This is a genomic window from Actinoallomurus iriomotensis (assembly GCF_030269445.1).
Taxonomy (GTDB): domain Bacteria; phylum Actinomycetota; class Actinomycetes; order Streptosporangiales; family Streptosporangiaceae; genus Actinoallomurus; species Actinoallomurus iriomotensis.
Genome location: NZ_BSTJ01000006.1, coordinates 514,655 through 530,481, shown reverse-complemented (window position 1 = coordinate 530,481; position 15,827 = coordinate 514,655). Strand labels below are relative to the sequence as shown.

At 68.8% G+C, this 15,827-nt stretch carries 16 protein-coding genes; 4 read left to right on the top strand and 12 right to left on the bottom strand.

Features of this window, described 5'->3' with window-relative positions; genetic code table 11:
* Positions 1-291 precede the first annotated feature (291 nt).
* Genes QSK37_RS26330 through QSK37_RS26320 form a run of 3 tightly spaced genes read left to right on the top strand, consistent with a single transcriptional unit; the run spans position 292 to position 1,706 of the window.
* The gene (locus QSK37_RS26330; RefSeq protein WP_285626003.1) at positions 292-636 is read left to right on the top strand and encodes a YbaB/EbfC family nucleoid-associated protein; all 345 of its coding nucleotides are present in this window, start codon (positions 292-294) and stop codon (positions 634-636) included.
* 30 nt (positions 637-666) lie between these two features.
* Positions 667-1,029, top strand: coding sequence for a hypothetical protein (locus QSK37_RS26325; protein WP_285626001.1), 363 nt, complete (start codon positions 667-669; stop codon positions 1,027-1,029).
* A gap of 8 nt (positions 1,030-1,037) precedes the next feature.
* Positions 1,038-1,706, top strand: coding sequence for a hypothetical protein (locus tag QSK37_RS26320; protein WP_285625999.1), 669 nt, complete (start codon positions 1,038-1,040; stop codon positions 1,704-1,706).
* A gap of 121 nt (positions 1,707-1,827) precedes the next feature.
* On the opposite strand, the gene pruA is transcribed toward QSK37_RS26320, so the two are convergent.
* The 3 genes from pruA to QSK37_RS26305 all read right to left on the bottom strand — a co-directional run bounded on the left by pruA (position 1,828) and on the right by QSK37_RS26305 (position 5,156).
* A complete protein-coding gene (gene pruA / locus QSK37_RS26315; protein ID WP_285625997.1) occupies positions 1,828-3,456 on the bottom strand; it encodes an L-glutamate gamma-semialdehyde dehydrogenase in 1,629 nt (542 codons plus the stop codon).
* Positions 3,457-3,543: 87 nt separating this feature from the next.
* A complete protein-coding gene (locus tag QSK37_RS26310; RefSeq protein WP_285625995.1) occupies positions 3,544-4,176 on the bottom strand; it encodes an HAD family hydrolase in 633 nt (210 codons plus the stop codon).
* A 68-nt stretch (positions 4,177-4,244) separates the two neighbouring features.
* Positions 4,245-5,156: an RNA polymerase sigma-70 factor gene (locus tag QSK37_RS26305; RefSeq protein ID WP_285625992.1), complete on the bottom strand. Its 912-nt coding sequence runs from the start codon at positions 5,154-5,156 to the stop codon at positions 4,245-4,247.
* Between the two features lie 168 nt (positions 5,157-5,324).
* Between QSK37_RS26305 and QSK37_RS26300 the strand changes: the two genes are divergently transcribed.
* Positions 5,325-6,848 (top strand): MFS transporter, encoded by a 1,524-nt coding sequence (locus tag QSK37_RS26300; protein ID WP_285625989.1) that lies wholly within the window; start codon positions 5,325-5,327, stop codon positions 6,846-6,848.
* Between the two features lie 72 nt (positions 6,849-6,920).
* On the opposite strand, the gene QSK37_RS26295 is transcribed toward QSK37_RS26300, so the two are convergent.
* From QSK37_RS26295 to QSK37_RS26255, 9 genes are all read right to left on the bottom strand, one after another.
* Positions 6,921-7,136 carry a hypothetical protein gene (locus QSK37_RS26295; RefSeq protein ID WP_285625986.1) on the bottom strand — a complete coding sequence of 72 codons (216 nt, stop codon included), beginning with the start codon at positions 7,134-7,136 and terminating at the stop codon, positions 6,921-6,923.
* A gap of 256 nt (positions 7,137-7,392) precedes the next feature.
* Complete coding sequence (locus QSK37_RS26290) at positions 7,393-8,262, bottom strand: hypothetical protein (protein ID WP_285625983.1); 870 nt, start codon at positions 8,260-8,262, stop codon at positions 7,393-7,395.
* Positions 8,259-8,828, bottom strand: a complete 570-nt coding sequence (locus QSK37_RS26285; RefSeq protein WP_285625980.1) for an RNA polymerase sigma factor — start codon at positions 8,826-8,828, stop codon at positions 8,259-8,261. Before QSK37_RS26285 ends, QSK37_RS26290 begins: the two co-directional genes overlap by 4 nt.
* Positions 8,829-8,928: 100 nt before the next feature.
* On the bottom strand, positions 8,929-9,435 hold the full coding sequence (locus QSK37_RS26280; protein ID WP_285625978.1) for a DUF6912 family protein: 507 nt from the start codon (positions 9,433-9,435) through the stop codon (positions 8,929-8,931).
* 33 nt (positions 9,436-9,468) lie between these two features.
* On the bottom strand, positions 9,469-10,113 hold the full coding sequence (locus QSK37_RS26275; RefSeq protein WP_285625975.1) for an HAD family hydrolase: 645 nt from the start codon (positions 10,111-10,113) through the stop codon (positions 9,469-9,471).
* Positions 10,114-10,157: 44 nt separating this feature from the next.
* Entirely contained in the window at positions 10,158-11,789 is a 1,632-nt protein-coding gene (locus QSK37_RS26270) for an ABC transporter ATP-binding protein (protein ID WP_285625973.1), read from the bottom strand.
* The gene (locus QSK37_RS26265; RefSeq protein ID WP_285625970.1) at positions 11,786-12,682 is read right to left on the bottom strand and encodes an ABC transporter permease; all 897 of its coding nucleotides are present in this window, start codon (positions 12,680-12,682) and stop codon (positions 11,786-11,788) included. Before QSK37_RS26265 ends, QSK37_RS26270 begins: the two co-directional genes overlap by 4 nt.
* Before the next feature lie 67 nt (positions 12,683-12,749).
* Positions 12,750-13,703 carry an ABC transporter permease gene (locus QSK37_RS26260; RefSeq protein ID WP_285625968.1) on the bottom strand — a complete coding sequence of 318 codons (954 nt, stop codon included), beginning with the start codon at positions 13,701-13,703 and terminating at the stop codon, positions 12,750-12,752.
* Between the two features lie 64 nt (positions 13,704-13,767).
* The gene (locus QSK37_RS26255; RefSeq protein ID WP_285625965.1) at positions 13,768-15,570 is read right to left on the bottom strand and encodes a peptide ABC transporter substrate-binding protein; all 1,803 of its coding nucleotides are present in this window, start codon (positions 15,568-15,570) and stop codon (positions 13,768-13,770) included.
* Positions 15,571-15,827: the final 257 nt, after the last annotated feature.

Here is a 15,827-nt window from a genome sequence, read left to right as displayed (position 1 = left end):
GCACAGCGTCGCGCGGCCTGATGGCGGGCGCGCCGTCCGGATAACGCTCGAACCGGGCCGAGCTCCGGCGAGGCCACGCGCCGAAAAGTGCCATGCCCGCCGCCATTTCACGCACCAATGAAGTTTTCCCGGGACCGCCGCGATAACTCGGGGTACTCTGATTCGCACCGATAGTTGCGGATGCCTCGCGCGAGCCTCTCCGATCGCCTCAACGAAATCATCGGTCCGGTTCCCGCCATGCGGCACGCAGGGTGACAGCAAGAGATACGGGCGAGGAGAGAAGGGAGAGCAATGACCCCTGAACCACATCGCGAGCCTGAAGCGTCGCTTTGGAGCCACGCCGAGACCGAGGACGGCCGGATTCGCGTCACTGTCGAAGAAAACGGCCTTGTGAACGCCATATCCATAGCTCCCCGAGCGATGAGAAACGGATCCGAGGAGCTCGCCGAGCTGGTTCTGGCGACCGTGCGTGAGGCGCAGACGTCCTGGTTCCGGGAGAAACTCGCCAAGGGGCCCGGCGCAGGCCCCGGTCAGGACAGGCACCGAAAGGATCTGGCAGAGGTCGAAGCCACCTTCGAACGGCGCATGGAGGAGCTCCGCCAGATGATGGCCGAACTCCATAGCCATGAGAGCTGAATCTCTATCACAACAGAAGGGCACCAAGAAGTGAAATACAATTCAACATCACTAATAGAGGCAGCAGACGGAGTCAACGCGGCACTAGATCACTATTACCAAGCTACAAATTACCTCGATATAGGCGTGGACATGGGAGAAGGAGCAGAGAACCCCGACGGCTACTATGCCCTACTCGGCGACAAGTGCGAATCGTATGAGCAAAACATGGCAAGCACACTGAACGCCCCGTTCAGCACTATGAAGCAAAAACAATCCTATGCCATGCAATCAACGGTCGTAGAGATGAAATACGTCGCCGCATGCCTCCGATACATGGCCAAAACCATCAAGAATGCCGAAGAAGCCAATATCGGCGATATCGAAACCGTCGCAAAACAACTAAAGAAGTGATGAGGACGATGACACAAGAACTGCCCGATGACATCCGCGACATTTTGAAGGAATGGACATCCAAGGGAGTGATGAAATTCCGGTGGCCAGCCGATGACACCGACGCGATCGCACTAGCCGCAGCAGCATGGGGAGGGATAGAGGGGACATCGCCCGCGCAAGCGGAAAAGCTTATTGGCGACCTGAAGGAGGCGGCCGACAACGGAAAACAGAGGTATGGCGTCAAAACCTTGAAGAAGGTCAATGAGGGGCCCGCGATCGATAGCTGCCTCGACTTTTGGAAAACCCCCGAACGAAATATCGACGAGATCAAGGCTTCACTCAAGAAGATCGGCATCGCCTTTAAAATTGTGGCATCCACCATTGCCGCATACCGAGGTCTGGCATACACGCGACTAATCCCACTCCAGCAAGACTTGGCCGAGAACGAAAAGTGGGCCTGGCTGGTGTCGGATTGGTTTTTCTCGGACAAAAACGCGGAGATCGACCGACGCGCCCGCGCCATGGTCACGGAGTTCGACCAAAAAATGCAGAAGACCTACGACTCAACAGTGGCGGGGAACTTCGCAGACTTCAACAAGGTCATGGGTCAGCTCACCGAGCTCTACTCAAAGATGATCGCTAGCGATGAATCTCTCGATGAGATGCAGAAGTTCATCACGTACGTCGGTTCATAACCGTTCCTTCTCACCTCACATACTCCGCCCCATACGATCTGGGGTGGACGACGACGCCGTGTGGGAGCCCCACCGCGACCGGCTACCACCACGGCATCGCCCTCGTCCACGTGTGTCGTGGTCAGCCCATGTGCGGGTAGCGGTGGTCGGTCGGCGGGACGAGCGTCTCCTTGATCGACCGGGTGCTGACCCACCGGGTCAGGTTGAAGATCGAGCCGGCCTTGTCGTTGGTGCCGCTGGCCCGCGCGCCGCCGAACGGCTGCTGCCCGACGACCGCGCCGGTGGGCTTGTCGTTGATGTAGAAGTTGCCGGCCGCGAAGCGGAGCTTGTCGCTGGCCTCCGCGATGGCCGCGCGGTCACGGGCGACGATCGAGCCGGTCAGGCCGTACGGCGCGGCGTTCTCCATCTGCGTCAGCATCGTGTCGTAGTCGCCGTCGTCGTAGACGTGCACGCCGAGGATGGGGCCGAAGTACTCCTTGGTGAAGATGTCGTCGGCCGGGTCGGAGCTCTCCAGCACGGTCGGCTGGACGAACCAGCCCTCGGAGTCGTCCACGCCGCCGCCGACGAGCACGTCGATGCCGTCGTGGGCCTTCGCGCGCTCGATCGCCTCGCGGTGCTTGGCGAACGCCCGGTCGTCGATGACCGCGCCCATGAACACCGACAGGTCCTCGGCGACGTTGCCCATCGTCAGCGACTCGACGGTGGCGAGCAGGTCGTCGCGCATGCCGTTCCACAGCGACCGCGGGACGTACGCGCGGGAGGCGGCCGAGCACTTCTGGCCCTGGTACTCGAAGGCGCCGCGGACCAGGATCGTGGCGAGGGCGGCAGGGTCGGCCGACGGGTGGGCGACGACGAAGTCCTTGCCGCCGGTCTCGCCGACCAGCCGCGGGTAGCTCCGGTAGTTCGCGATGTTCTCCCCGACCGTGCGCCACAGGTGCTGGAAGGTGCCGGTGGAGCCGGTGAAGTGGATGCCGGCCAGGTCGGGCTGGTGCAGCGCGACCTCGGAGACGGCCTGCCCGTTACCGGTCACCAGGTTGATCACACCGGGCGGGAGCCCGGCCTCCTCCAGCAGCCGCATGGTGAAGTGCGCCGCGAACGTCTGCGTCGGAGACGGCTTCCACACCACCACGTTGCCCATGAGCGCGACCGAGCACGGCAGGTTGCCGGCGATCGCGGTGAAGTTGAACGGCGTGATCGCGACGACGAAGCCTTCCAGCGGCCGGTACTCCAGCCGGTTCCACACGCCCGGGGAGGAGATCGGCTGCTGGTTGATCAGCTCGCGCGCGAACGAGACGTTGAAGCGGAAGAAGTCGATCAGCTCGCAGGCCGCGTCGATCTCGGCCTGCTGCACCGACTTGGACTGCCCCAGGATCGTGGCGGCGTTCAGCGTGGAACGCCATGGGCCGGACAGCAGTTCGGCGGCCCGCAGGAAGATCGCGGCCCGGTCGTCGAAGGACATCGCACGCCAGGCGGGCGCGGCGGCACGGGCGGCCTCGACGGCCGCGGTGACGTCGGCGGCGGTCGCCTCGTGCATGCGGCCGAGGACGTGCCGGTGATTGTGCGGCTCGACCGCGTCGATGGGCGTCCCACCGCCGAGCCGTCGCTCCCCGCCGATGGTCATGGGCAGGTCGATCCGCTCGCCGGACAGCTCCTTGATCTTGGCCTCGAGCGCGGTCCGGTCCTGACTACCGGGGGCGTACGTCTTGACCGGCTCGTTGACCGGGACCGGTACGTTCGTGACAGCATCCATGAAAACACTCCCCAGCATTCGACGACGTCGTCGTTCTGCATCGTAAGCACGGGTAGCCGTACCCGACAAAACGCTCGTCGATCCAGGTCAGATGTGCTGTGCGACGTCGGCCAGGCGTTCGATCACCGGAACGCCGAACTGGGCGAGCTCCGCGCGGGACTGCAGGCCGCCGGTGTAGAGCAGCGCGCGGGCCCCGACGTGCCGCGCCGCGGCCGCGTCGTCGATGCTGTCGCCGACCATGACGACGTCGGCGGCCTCGACGCCCAGCGCCGCCAGGTGCCGCACCATGAACTCCGCCTTCAGCCCGCCGCCTTCTTCGGGCCGCAGCCCGTCGACGCGCCGGAAGGCCAGGCCGAGACCCAGCCTGCGCACCGCCAGGGCGAGCCGGTCGTGGTGCCACATGGACAGCACCGACTGCGTGTGCCCGCCGTCGGCGAGCGCGTCGACGGTGCGTTGGGCGTCGGCGGCGAGCCGGCAGCGCTCCATCAGCCGGTGGTAGGAGTCGTGGAACGCGGCGTCGATCCGCTCCCACTCGCCGTCCTCGAGCGCCCGGCCGAGGATCCGCTCGTACGACGTCCAGATCGGCCGCGTGTAGGCCGCGCGGTAGCCGTCCAGCTCCAACGGCGGCAGGCCATAGCCGGCGAACACCTCGTTGGTGGCGGCGAGAATGGCGTCGCGGTCGTCGAAGAGCGTGCCGTTCCAGTCCCAGACGATATGCATGACGCCATGAGCTTAGACCGCGGCACGGACGAAAACCGTCCCGCGGCGGACGCGGGCCGTTCCCGGCCTCAGCGGCTCACGGCGGTCTCCCGCTCCACCCGCGACAGCTTCTCGGGGTTGCGCACGTGGTACAGACCGGTGACCTGGCCGTTCTCGACCCGCACCGTCAGCACGCCGTCGATCTCCCCGTTGAGCCGGACGAGCAGCCCCGGGCCGCCGTTGACCTGTACCGGCTCGACGGACCTTTCGGCATCACGCTGGTACCAGCCGTTGGCCAGCAGACGAGCCACCCTGCCGGCCCCCACGACGGGCCGCAGGAAGGCGTGTTTGACCCCGCCGCCGTCGCTCAGGGCGACGACGTCCGGTGCGAGGACGTCGACCAGCCGCTGCAGGTCGCCGGTCTGGACCGCTTGCTGGAAGGCCTGGAACACGACGCGGGTCTCGGCCGGGGAGACGGTGCCGCGCGGCCGGCGGGCCGCGACGTGGGCCCGTGCGCGGTGGGCGATCTGCCGTACGGTGGCGGGGGACTTGCCGACGGCTTCGGCGATCTCCTCGTAGTCCAGGTCGAACACCTCGCGCAGCACGAACACCGCCCGCTCGGTCGGCGCGAGCGTCTCCAGCACCAGCAGCATCGCCATCGACACGCTGTCGGCGAGTTCGACGTCATCGGCCACGTCGGGCGCGGTCAGCAACGGCTCGGGCAGCCACGGCCCGACATAGGACTCCTTACGCCGGCCGAGCGCCCGCAGCCGGTCCAGCGCCTGCCGGGTGACGATCCGCACCAGGTAGGCACGCTCATCCCGTACGGTGCCAAGCTCGACGCCCACCCACCGCAGCCACGTCTCCTGCAGGGCGTCCTCGGCGTCGGTGGCCGAACCCAGCATCTCGTACGCCACCGTGAACAACAGGTTGCGGTGGCGTACGAACGCCTCGGTGGCGGAGTCCACAGAGCTCATGGTCCGTTCGCTGCGCTCGCTCATGCCCGGCTCCCGCCTGTTCGCTCTCAGCACTGCCACACGCACAAGACGGCGGTCCGCGCCGTTTTGTGACACTCACGGCCGGTGGCTCACGTCACATGGGCGCGCTGTCACAGGGATCGGAGCGCCGGCGTCTCGTGTTCGTCAGCGTTCGATGTGAAGGAGATGATCGTGGCAGCACACAGTGCGGCCCGCGCGGCCAGGCCGCGCCCGCAGGCGGCCGGGGCGACGGCCGCGGACCCGAGACGGTGGCTGATCCTCGCCGTCATCGCCGCCGCCCAGCTCATGGTCGTCCTCGACCTGACCGTGATGAACCTCGCGCTGCCCTCGGCGCAGCACGCCCTGAAGTTCACGGCCGCCGACCGGCAGTGGGTCGTAACCGCGTACGCGCTGTCGTTCGGAAGCCTGCTGCTGTTCTGCGGGCGGCTGGCCGACCTGATCGGCCGCAAGGTGACCTTCATGACCGGGCTGGTCGGCTTCGCGGCCGCCTCCGCCGTCGGCGGCGCCGCGAACGGCTTCGCGATGCTGGTGACCGCGCGCGCCTGCCAGGGGCTCTTCGGCGCCCTGCTCGCGCCGTCCGCCCTGTCTCTGCTGGCCACGACCTTCAAGGACCCGAAGGAGCGGGCCAGGGCCTTCGGCGTCTACGGCGCGGTCGCGGCCGCCGGTGGGGGGCTGGGGCTGCTGCTGGGCGGCGCATTGACCTCCTACCTGTCCTGGCGCTGGTGCATGTACATCAACCTGGTCTTCGCGACGACCGCGATCGTCGGAGCCGCGCTGCTGGTGGGCCGGCAGGACAGGACGCCGGGCGGCCGGCTGGACATCCCGGGCGTGGTCTCGGTGTCCGGCGGGATGTTCTGCCTGGTCTACGGCTTCTCCAACGCCGCATCGCACAGCTGGCGCACACCGTCGACCTGGGGATTCCTCGCGGTCGGCGTCGCGCTGCTGATCGCCTTCGCGGTCTGGCAGGGGCGCACCGCGCACCCGCTGCTGCCGCCCCGCGTCGTGCTCGACCGCAACCGCGCCGGCGCCTACCTCACCGTCCTGATCAGCGGGGCCGCCACGTTCGGCATCTTCCTGTTCCTCGTCTACTACATGCAGGTGACCCTGGGGTACTCGGCCGTCGTCTCGGGCCTGGCCATGCTGCCGATGGTGGCGCTCAGCGGCACCATGGCCACCCTGGGCAACACCAAGCTGATGCCGCGGTTCGGCCCCCAGCCGATGGTCATCGCCGGCATGCTGCTCAACGCGGCCGGCATGATCTGGCTGACGAGGATCGGGGTGCATTCGGGCTACGCGTCCGCGCTGCTCGGACCGCTCATGGTGACCGGCGCCGGCATGGGCCTCATCTTCGGCATGGTGGCCGCCACGGGCACCTCCGGCGTGGCGCCGCACGACGCGGGGGTCGCCTCGGCGAGCATCAACACCGGCCAGCAGCTCGGCGGCTCGATCGGCACGGCGCTGCTCAACACCATCGCGGCCAGCGCCGCAACCGGCTACGTGACCGATCACTCACACGGGCTGCCGGCACCGCGGCTGATGCAGCTCGCGGCGGTCCACGGCTACACCACGGTGTTCTGGTGGTGCGCCGGCATCTTCGCGGTCGGCGCCGTCATCTGCGGCGCGCTGCTGCGCCCCGGCCCGCTGACCCGTCCCGGCGACGCCCCGTCCCCGAAGGCCGCGACGGCACGGTCGTGACACGCCGCCGAACCCCGGAAGGTCCCGGCGCCACCCCGGCGCCGGGCACCGGCGTGCGCTGGCACGGCGCGGTCACCGCTGCGCCTGTTCGTAGTACGCGCGGACGCGTGCCGCCCGCCCGGCGGAGTCGAGTTCGACGACGTCGAGCACGCGGTTGCCGTTCTCCCGGCGGTAGAGCAGCGCGTAGCCGCCCGGCGCGGACGATAGCGCCTCCTCGGTGAACGCCAGGTCCGGCGCGAGCTCCAGGCCGAGCGCGGAGTGCCGGCGCAGCTCGGCCTTGCCTCGCACCGGTCAGGACAGCAGGTGCGGGAGTTCCTCGTACGACGTCCAGATCGGCCGTGTATCGGCCGCGCGGTAGCCGTCCAGCACCAGCGGCGCCGGCCCGTAGCCGGCGAACACCTCGTTGGTGGCGGCGAGAATGGCGTCGCGGTCGTCGAAGAGCGTGCACGACGGCGCCGGTGCGAGATCGAGTGAGCCACGCGCCGTGCGGCGTGTGGCTCACTCGTGCGGGCGAGGCGGTCGCTCTGGCCGTCCGCCCGGTTGATCAGCCCGCGGGGTGGACGAACAGCAGGACCTCGCCGCCCACGCCGGCGACGGCGTCGTAGACGCGCCAGTCGCCCTTCACCTTGTCGGCCGGGATGCCCATGGGGTACGGCTGCTTGTCCCCCTCCTCGGCGGCGCTGGTGGGCTGCCAGCGGTATCCGATGTCGCCGATGTGCTTCCTCCTGGCCTCGGCGAGCACGTCGGCGACCGTGCGTCCCCTGACATTGCTCAGCCCCACCCCCTCACCGGGGGTGTCTCCGGGGCCGGTGTTGTAGTGCTCGCCCGGCCCCGGCATCCGGCCGAAGATGACCCGGACGAACGCCTTGTACGTCAACGGGATCTTGATGCCGACGCCGCACGTGTCGCTCCCGCAGTGCCCCGGGGCGGTGATCATCTTGACCCGGCCGCCTCCGTCGTCCTCCACGAAGAGCACTTCGCCCGCCTTCTTCGGCGAGGTGGGCGCCAGCTGGAGGTCGACGTTCAACCCGTGGGCGGCGAACTCTTCCTCGTACCGCGCCGGGTCGGCGACCGGGTCCTTCACCTTCACGGTGAGATACCTGCCCGTCCGGGTGAAGGAGAGCGCCGCCGCCTGCACGTTCGGCACCTTCGACGCCTTCGGCGGAGCGGGCACGACGGTGGCCTCGGGACGGCCGGAGCGGTGGGTCGACACCCCGACGACCGTGACCGCGACCGCGGCGACGGCCACGCCGCCGGCCACGGCCGGCCACAGTGGGCGCCGGGCGGTGCCGCGCGCGGCGGGAGCGGATCGCGGAGTCGCGACGATGGCGGCGATCGCCGCGTCCACACCGGCCTCGGACCGGTCCTCCAGCGCCGCGGGCTTCAGCGCGGCGACGACGCGGTCGGGAGTCATGAGCGGTTTCCTTCCACGAGGTCGAGACGGACGGCCGGCGAATGCGTTCGCTCCTGCAACGCGCGTGCGAGCCGTCGGCGGGCACGGTGAAGGCGGACGTAGTAGAGGGCCTTGGTGCACCGCAGTACGGTCGCGGCGCGTGCCGCGCTCAGCCCGTACCAGGCGCTCAGGATCAGGACTTCGGCGTCGGTCTCGGGCAGGGAGGCGAACGCGGCCAGCCCGGCCGCACGCTCGACCACCAGGTCACCGGTGTCCCAGGCCGCCGTGTCGCGTTCGTCGCTCAGCCGCTCGATGCGCTCGGCGATCGCCTCGCGCCGGTGGCCGGCGGCGAGCTGTTTGAGCCGATGGTTCCGCGCGACTCCCAGCAGCCACGGCAGCGGGTCGTCGGAGGGGATCTCCTCCAGCTTTCGCCATGCCGTGAGGAACGTCTCGTGCGCGATGTCCTCGGCGACGTCACGACGGCTGTGGACCAGCGCGTAGCCCAGCACCCTCGTGTGATAGCGCCGGTAGATGGTCGTGAAGGCCTCGGCGTCGTCGCCGGAGTCCTCGTCGTGGGCAACGCTCACGCCATCGCCCCCCTCTCCGTGCTCGGTCGGTCTGACACCGGGTAACCCCTTCCGGTGCCGCCTTTCTTGCACGAGAGTGCGGAGTTTCTTACGCCACCCGTCAGGAGAACAGGTGCGGCAGCTCCTGGGTGGCGTACCACAGCAGCTCGTGGCCGGCCGCGCCGTCGACGGTGAAGCGGGCGTCGTCGTCGCCGGCGTCGGCGGCGTCGCTCGCGGCGCGGGCCGCGCGTACGTCGGTCTCGGCCTCGGCGTCGTCCACGTGGCCGGAGACGATCCGCTCGAACGGGACCGGCTGGGTCACGCGCACCCGGGCGCGCTCCCCCGGATCGCCCAGGTCGCCCCCGGCGTGCACGACCGCCTCGTCGGGAACCTCGGCGGCGATCACGACGCGGCGGGACGGGGCCTCCGGGTCGGCGGCGAGCAGGCGGAGCGAGTCACGCGCGGCGTCCGACATCGCGGCGTACTCCAGCTCCTCCAGATCGGCCGAGGCATACCACTCGCGCAGGGCCGGTGTCACGGCATAGCCGGTCAGCGGCGCCGGCTCGAGCTTGCGATCCCGAAGGATTCCGGCGAGTCCGCTGAGCGTGGACGGAAGATAGACGCGCATGTCCCTGAAGAGTGTGCCAGTACCGGACAAGGACTACCCGAGCGACACCCCGAACAGCTCCTCCAGACGCGCGACGGTGGTCGCGGCGTCGGCGTGGTGGACGCCCACGATGCCGAGGCTTTCGGCGGCCCGGATGTTGTGCTCGATGTCGTCGATGAAGGCGCACTCCGGCGCCGGGAGGTCGAGCAGGTCGAGCGCGTGGTGGAAGATCTCCGGGTCGGGCTTGCGCAGCCCCACCTCACCGGAGATCACCACCTGGTCGAACAGCTCGTCGAACGACTCGCGCGGGTAGGTGTTGCCCCAGGAGTTGGACAGCAGGCAGGTGCGCACCCCGGCCGCCCGTGCCCGGCGCAGCGCCTCGTACATCTCCTCGACCGGCTCGAACGCGGCGAACATCCGCAGCAGCAGCCCCTCGGCCGCCACCGCCATGCCGCCGCGGGTGCGCAGCCGTTCGGCGAGCATCCGCTCGAACTCGGCCGGCGGCAGCGACCCGTCCTCCAGGCCGTGGACCGGATTGACCGCGCCGTCTCCGGCGTACGCCTGCGCGAACCACTCCCGCATCACCAGGCGGTAGCCCTCGTGGTCGATGTCGTCGGCCTCGATCCACTCCGCGATCGCGTCGCGCAGCGGCGTGGTCAGCACACCGCCCCAGTCGATGATCAATCCGCGTACGGTCACGGGCTCGATGGTAGGCACTTCGTCCGCCGGCGGCCGAACCGGGTTCACAGCCGGTGGCGTTCGGCGCGCCGGCGGCGCTGCTCGGTCGGGTCGGGCACCGGTGCCGACGTCACGAGGCGGCGCGTGTACTCCTCCTGCGAGTCGAACAGGACGTCGTCGCGCGCGCCCACCTCGACGAGCCGGCCCTGGTTCATGACCGCGACCCGGTCCGACACGCGGCCGACGACGGCGAGGTCGTGGGTGATGAACAGGCAGGCGAAGCCGAGGCGTTCCTGCAACTCCAGGAAGACCTCCAGCACGGCGGCCTGGACCGAGACGTCCAGCGCGCTGGTGGGTTCGTCGGCGATGACGAGCCGCGGATCGAGGGCGAGTGCCCGTGCGATGCCGACCCGCTGTCGCTGGCCGCCGGACAGCTCGTGCGGGTGGCGCAGGCGCAGTGCCGGGTCCAGCTCGACGCTCTTCAGCAGCGCGACCACGCGTTCCGTGCGGTCGCCGACGCCGTTGATGACGAGTGGCTCGGCCACGCAGTCGCCGACCGTCATCCGCGGGTCCAGCGAGGAGGCGGGGTCCTGGAAGACGATGCCGCAGTGGCGCCGCAGCCTGCGCAGGGCGCGGCCCCGCGCCTCGCCCAGCGACTCGCCGAGCAGGCGTACGGTGCCGGAGGCGGGCTTGACCAGGCCGATCGCGGCGCGGCCCACGGTGGACTTGCCCGATCCGGACTCCCCGACCAGCCCCAGCACCTCGCCCTCGGCGATGGTGAGCGTGACGTCGTCGACCGCGCGGACCCGGCTGCCGCCCTTGCCGCGGAACTCCACGACGAGGTTCTCCAGGGACAGCGCCGCCGTCTCCTTCTCCGGGGCCTCCCGATCGCGACGCTCGCCAGGGGCCAGGCGCGGCACGGCGGCCAGCAGGCGCTTGGTGTAGTCGGCCTCGGGCCGGGCGAACAGGTCGTCGACGGGCGCCTGCTCGACCACCTTGCCCTGGTACATGACGACGACCCGGTCGGCGATGTCGGCGACCACACCCATGTTGTGCGTGATCACCAGCATCGCCATGCCGAACTTCGTCCGCAGGTCGCGCAGCAGGTCGAGGATCTCGGCCTGGACGGTGACGTCGAGCGCGGTGGTGGCCTCGTCGGCGATGAGCACCTTCGGCTCGCAGGCGATCGCCATCGCGATGACGACGCGCTGGCGGAGGCCGCCGGACAGCTCGTGCGGGAACTGCCCGAGCCGGCGGCTCGCATCCCGGATGCCGACCATCTCCAGCAGCTCGACCGCCCGGTCGAGGGCCTGCTTGCGGGACAGGTCCGTGTGCAGGCGCAGCGCCTCGGCGACCTGCCAGCCGACGGTGAACGCCGGGTTCAGCGCGGTCATCGGCTCCTGGAACACCATGGCGACCTCGGCCCCGCGGACCGCCCGCAGGCGCGGCCCGTCGAGCGTCGTCACGTCCACGCCGCCGACCCGTACCGTCCCGCCGACCTTCGCGGTCGGCGGCAGCAGCCCCAGTGTGGACATCGAGGTGACGCTCTTGCCCGACCCGGACTCGCCGACGACGGCGACGATCTCTCCGGGCGCGACGGTGACGCTGACGCCGTCGACCGCGCGTACGGTCCGGTGTCCGCTGCCGAACGTGACGCTCAGGTCCTCGATCGCGAGTGTGGGCGGCTGGTCGCTCATCGCCCCTCCAGGCGTACCTCGAAGGAGTCGCGCAGGCCGTCGCCGATCGCGTTGAACGCGCACACGACGAGCACGATGGCGACACCGGCCGGAAAGATCAGCCACCAGTAGCCGTCGTAGGTGTAGGAGATGCCCTTGCTGAGCATCCCGCCCCAGTCGGTCTTGGGCGGCGGCACGCCGAGCCCCAGGAAGCTGACGTAGGCGATCAGCAGGATGGCGTCCGCCACCTGGAACGTCGCGTTGACCACCACGGTGCCGATGGCGTTCGGGATGATGTGCCGGAACACCGCGCGGCGGTGGCTGCCGCCCATCGCCTTCATCGCCTGCACGTAGTCGCGGCTGCGCAGCGACAGCGCCTCGGCGCGTACGAGCCGGGCCGGCACCAGCCACGACACGCACCCGATGATGAGGATCTGCACCCCCACCGTCGGCCGCAGGATCGTCGCGGTCACCAGCAGCAGGAACAGCGCCGGGATCGCGATGCCCGCGTCGACGACGCGCATCATCAGCGCGTCCAGCCAGCCGCCGGCGTAGCCGGAGATGGCGCCCCAGACCGTGCCGATCAGGGTGGCGAGCAGCCCGGCCGCCACCCCGATCTCCAGGGACGTCTGGCCCCCGATCATCAGACGTCCCAGCACGTCGTGGCCGACGTCGTCGGTGCCCAGCAGGTGTCCCCCGGTGCCGGGCGAGAGGTTGGCGGCGGACAGGTTCGTGTGCGTCTGGTCCGTGTGGTGGATCAGCGGGCCGAGGAAGCAGAACACCAGCAGCGCGGCCAGGATGACCAGCCCCGTGACGGCGAGCCGGTTGGCGAAGAACAGCGTTGCCATGCGCCGGTAGGACCCGGCGACCCGTACGGGCTGTGGTTCGGCGGCGACCGGTGCAGAAAGACTCATGAGTCCTCCTTCGTCGGAGGAGTGATCACCAGGACGCTGTGTTGGTCGATTCGCTCGCTCCGCTCGCTCATTTGATCGTTCCTCTCACCCGCGGGTCGATGAGCGCCTGGACGATGTCGGCGAGCAGCGACCCGATGACGGTGGCCAGCGCGATGACGAGCACCGCGCCGAGCAGGATCGGATAGTCGGAGGTCTGCGCGGCGTTCCAGAACAGCAGCCCCATGCCGGGGTAGTTGAACACCGACTCGATCACCAGCGCCCCGGAGAACAGCACCGGCAGGTAGTAGCCGAGCATCGCGACGATCGGCGTCAGGGAGTTGCGCATGATGTGCAGCCACACGACGCGCCGCTCCGAGGCGCCCTTGGCGCGCGCGGTCCGTACGTAGTCCTCGGCGAGGTTGTCCAGCACGGCCGAGCGCATGTACCGGCTGAACGCCGCGATCGTGGCGATCGCCCCGGCGAGCACGGGCAGGATCAGCGCCCGCGAGTCGGCGAACAGGCCGGCGATCGACTGTGTCTGCGGCGCCTGCGGCGGCAGCAGTTGCGTCTTCTGGGTGAAGACGATGACCAGGACCAGCGCGAGGAAGAACACCGGGGTGGCGTAGCCGACGAACACCACGGTGGTGACGGCGTAGTCGGCCAGGCCCTTGCGGCGCCGCGCCTGCCACACGCCCAGCGGGATCGCCACCGCGAGTGCGACCAGCGTGGACAGGCCGGTGAGCACGAGCGTCTTGGGGATCCGCTGGCCGATCAGCGAGGCGACGGACTGGTTGAGCGTGTACGACTCGCCCAGGTCGCCGTGGAACAGCTCATTGAGGTAGGCCCAGTACTGCTGGACCAGCGACTTGTCGAAGCCGTGCTCGCGGTTGAACTCCGCGATCGCCTGGGGGCTGGCCTTCGGGCCGAGAATGCCGTGGGCCGGGCCGCCCGGCACCGAGTGCAGCAACAGGAAGACGATCACGGTCACGAAGAAGATGACCACGACCGCCTGCCCGATCCGCTTGAGCAGGAAGCGCGTCAACGGGATGCCTCCGCCAGGGGGTGGAAGGTCCGGGACGGCGGTCCGCCACCGCCCCGGACCGGTCTCATTTGGCCAGGTACCAGCGCTGCGGCTGCATGAAGACGAGCGGGTCCTGTACCACGCCGCGCAGGTTGTTCTTGATCGCGGACACCTGGTAGGCCGGGTTCGGCATCCAGATGACCGGCAGGTTCTTGGTCACGTACGCGTCGTATTTCTGCATCGCGGCCGGGTCCGACGAGCTGGTCGACTTCTTGATCAGGTCGTCGGCCGTCGGGTCCACGTAGCTGCCGAGGTTCGAGCTGCCGGTGCTGCTGAAGATCTGCTCACCGCTCGGGTACGCCGGGAAGTACCAGCTGCCCGCCGTGCCGAAGAAGGAGAGCTGCCAGGAGCAGGACGGCTGGCTCGGCTTGCACTGCGCGGTGTGGTCGAGCACCGAGTTCAGCGGCTCCGACTTGATTGACAGCTTGATGCCGATCTTCGACAGGGAGGACTGGACCTCCTGCATCATGTTGTCGGTCTCGGTGCTGCCGCTCTGGCTGTCGATGGTGAGCTTCAGCTGCGTGCCCGCCTTGACGCCGTCGCCGCACTGGTTCGCGCCGGAGCCCGCCTGGGTGCAGGCGGCCACGCCGTTCTGGATCGTCCAGCCGTGCGAGGTCAGTAGCGCCTTGGCCTTGTTCAGGTCGAACGGGTACGGGTTGGTCCGCTGCTCCGGCGCCAGATACTTCGACACCGGCGTCTGCGGCACCGGGCCGTAACCGGGCGCGGCCTGGTTGTGCCAGATGACCCGCGAGATCGTCGTCTGGTCGATCGACATCTGCACGGCCTGGCGGATGTACAGCTGCTTGAACACCGCGCTCATGGCCGGGTTGTTGAAGTTGTACGGGATGTAGGTGACGGCCCAGCCGTTCCAGGGCTTCACCTGGTAACCGAGGTTCTCGATCGACTTCTGCTGGCTGGTCGCCAGCGCCGGCATGTAGCCGTAGTCGACGCCACCCGACCGCAGGACGTTCAGCTCCGCGTCCGCGGAGGTGAACGGCTTGAACGTCACGGTGTCCAGGTGAGCCGTGTCCGGTCCGGTGTACTTGGGGTTCTTGGCGAGCGTGACCTGGCCGGTGGTGGTGAACTCCTTCACCGTGAACGGGCCGTTCGCCACCTTCCACAGCGGGTTGCTCGCGTACTCCGACAGCTTGCCCGCCTCGCCGGTCAGGTACTTGAAGACCTTCTTGGCGCCGTCGGTGGTGCGGTCGTAGTCGCCGACCTTGCCGCCCGAACTCTCCACGTCCCAGGCCGACTGCGGGATCGGCGTGACGTAGGTCAGCTGGTTCGCGGTGAACCAGTCCGGGTTGTAGGCCTTGGTGAGGTGGAGCTTGAACTCCGTGTCGCTGACCGTCTCGAACTTGGCGACGTTGTCGGGGATGTCGCCGGCGCTGTAGTTGCCCCACTGCGACTTGTTGGCCTTGACCAGGTTGAACCAGAACTCCACGTCGCGGCTGGTGACCTTCTGGCCGTTCGCCCACGTCAGCGTGTTCAACTTGATGTCGACCGTCTTGCCGCCGTTCGAGTAGACCGGCGCCTTGGCGGCGCTCGCCTTCTCGTCCATCGCCACGGTGCCGCTGTAGCCGTCGTAGGCGTACAGCGGCAGGAAGACCTCCTGCCGGATGGCGCCGTTGAACGAGGCCAGGTGGCCGGGCGTGCCGATCGGGAAGATCCAGTTCGGCGTGGCGTTCGGAGGCATCGCGAAGGTGACCGACCCGCCCTGCTGGGGGGTGCCACCGCTCGCGGACGATCCTCCACCACCGGAGGAACAGCCGGCGGCCAGCAGGGCCGCGGCTGCGCCGAACACCGCCAGCGTCAGGGGTCTCTTCATCGGTGCTCCATGGGGGACTTCCACCGTTTTCGGCGGGATGTTGGCGGCGACGATACATGCCCGTATCGAACGAAGACAAGCCTCGAACGAATTAAGTAGCGAGCCAGGATCCGGGAGAAAGCGCTGATTACAGCCGTGTTACGGCGTACGGGCGGTGGACTCCCTCCCGACTGCTTGCTATCGTCCAGCCAAGTTTCCGCTTCAATCTCCATCTTCGAACTAAGCTCTGGACTTAGTTCGCTCGGGCCCGGTCGCTA

Bases quoted from the DNA above. Each gene is read 5' to 3' on its own strand.
- QSK37_RS26330 (WP_285626003.1), top strand. From the start codon at position 292: ATGACCCCTGAACCACATCGCGAGCCTGAAGCGTCGCTTTGGAGCCAC.
- pruA (WP_285625997.1), bottom strand. From the start codon at position 3,456: ATGGATGCTGTCACGAACGTACCGGTCCCGGTCAACGAGCCGGTCAAG.
- QSK37_RS26265 (WP_285625970.1), bottom strand. From the start codon at position 12,682: ATGAGTCTTTCTGCACCGGTCGCCGCCGAACCACAGCCCGTACGGGTC.
- QSK37_RS26280 (WP_285625978.1), bottom strand. From the start codon at position 9,435: ATGCGCGTCTATCTTCCGTCCACGCTCAGCGGACTCGCCGGAATCCTT.
- QSK37_RS26320 (WP_285625999.1), top strand. From the start codon at position 1,038: ATGACACAAGAACTGCCCGATGACATCCGCGACATTTTGAAGGAATGG.
- QSK37_RS26310 (WP_285625995.1), bottom strand. From the start codon at position 4,176: ATGCATATCGTCTGGGACTGGAACGGCACGCTCTTCGACGACCGCGAC.
- QSK37_RS26290 (WP_285625983.1), bottom strand. From the start codon at position 8,262: ATGACTCCCGACCGCGTCGTCGCCGCGCTGAAGCCCGCGGCGCTGGAG.
- QSK37_RS26255 (WP_285625965.1), bottom strand. From the start codon at position 15,570: ATGAAGAGACCCCTGACGCTGGCGGTGTTCGGCGCAGCCGCGGCCCTG.
- QSK37_RS26270 (WP_285625973.1), bottom strand. From the start codon at position 11,789: ATGAGCGACCAGCCGCCCACACTCGCGATCGAGGACCTGAGCGTCACG.
- QSK37_RS26305 (WP_285625992.1), bottom strand. From the start codon at position 5,156: ATGAGCGAGCGCAGCGAACGGACCATGAGCTCTGTGGACTCCGCCACC.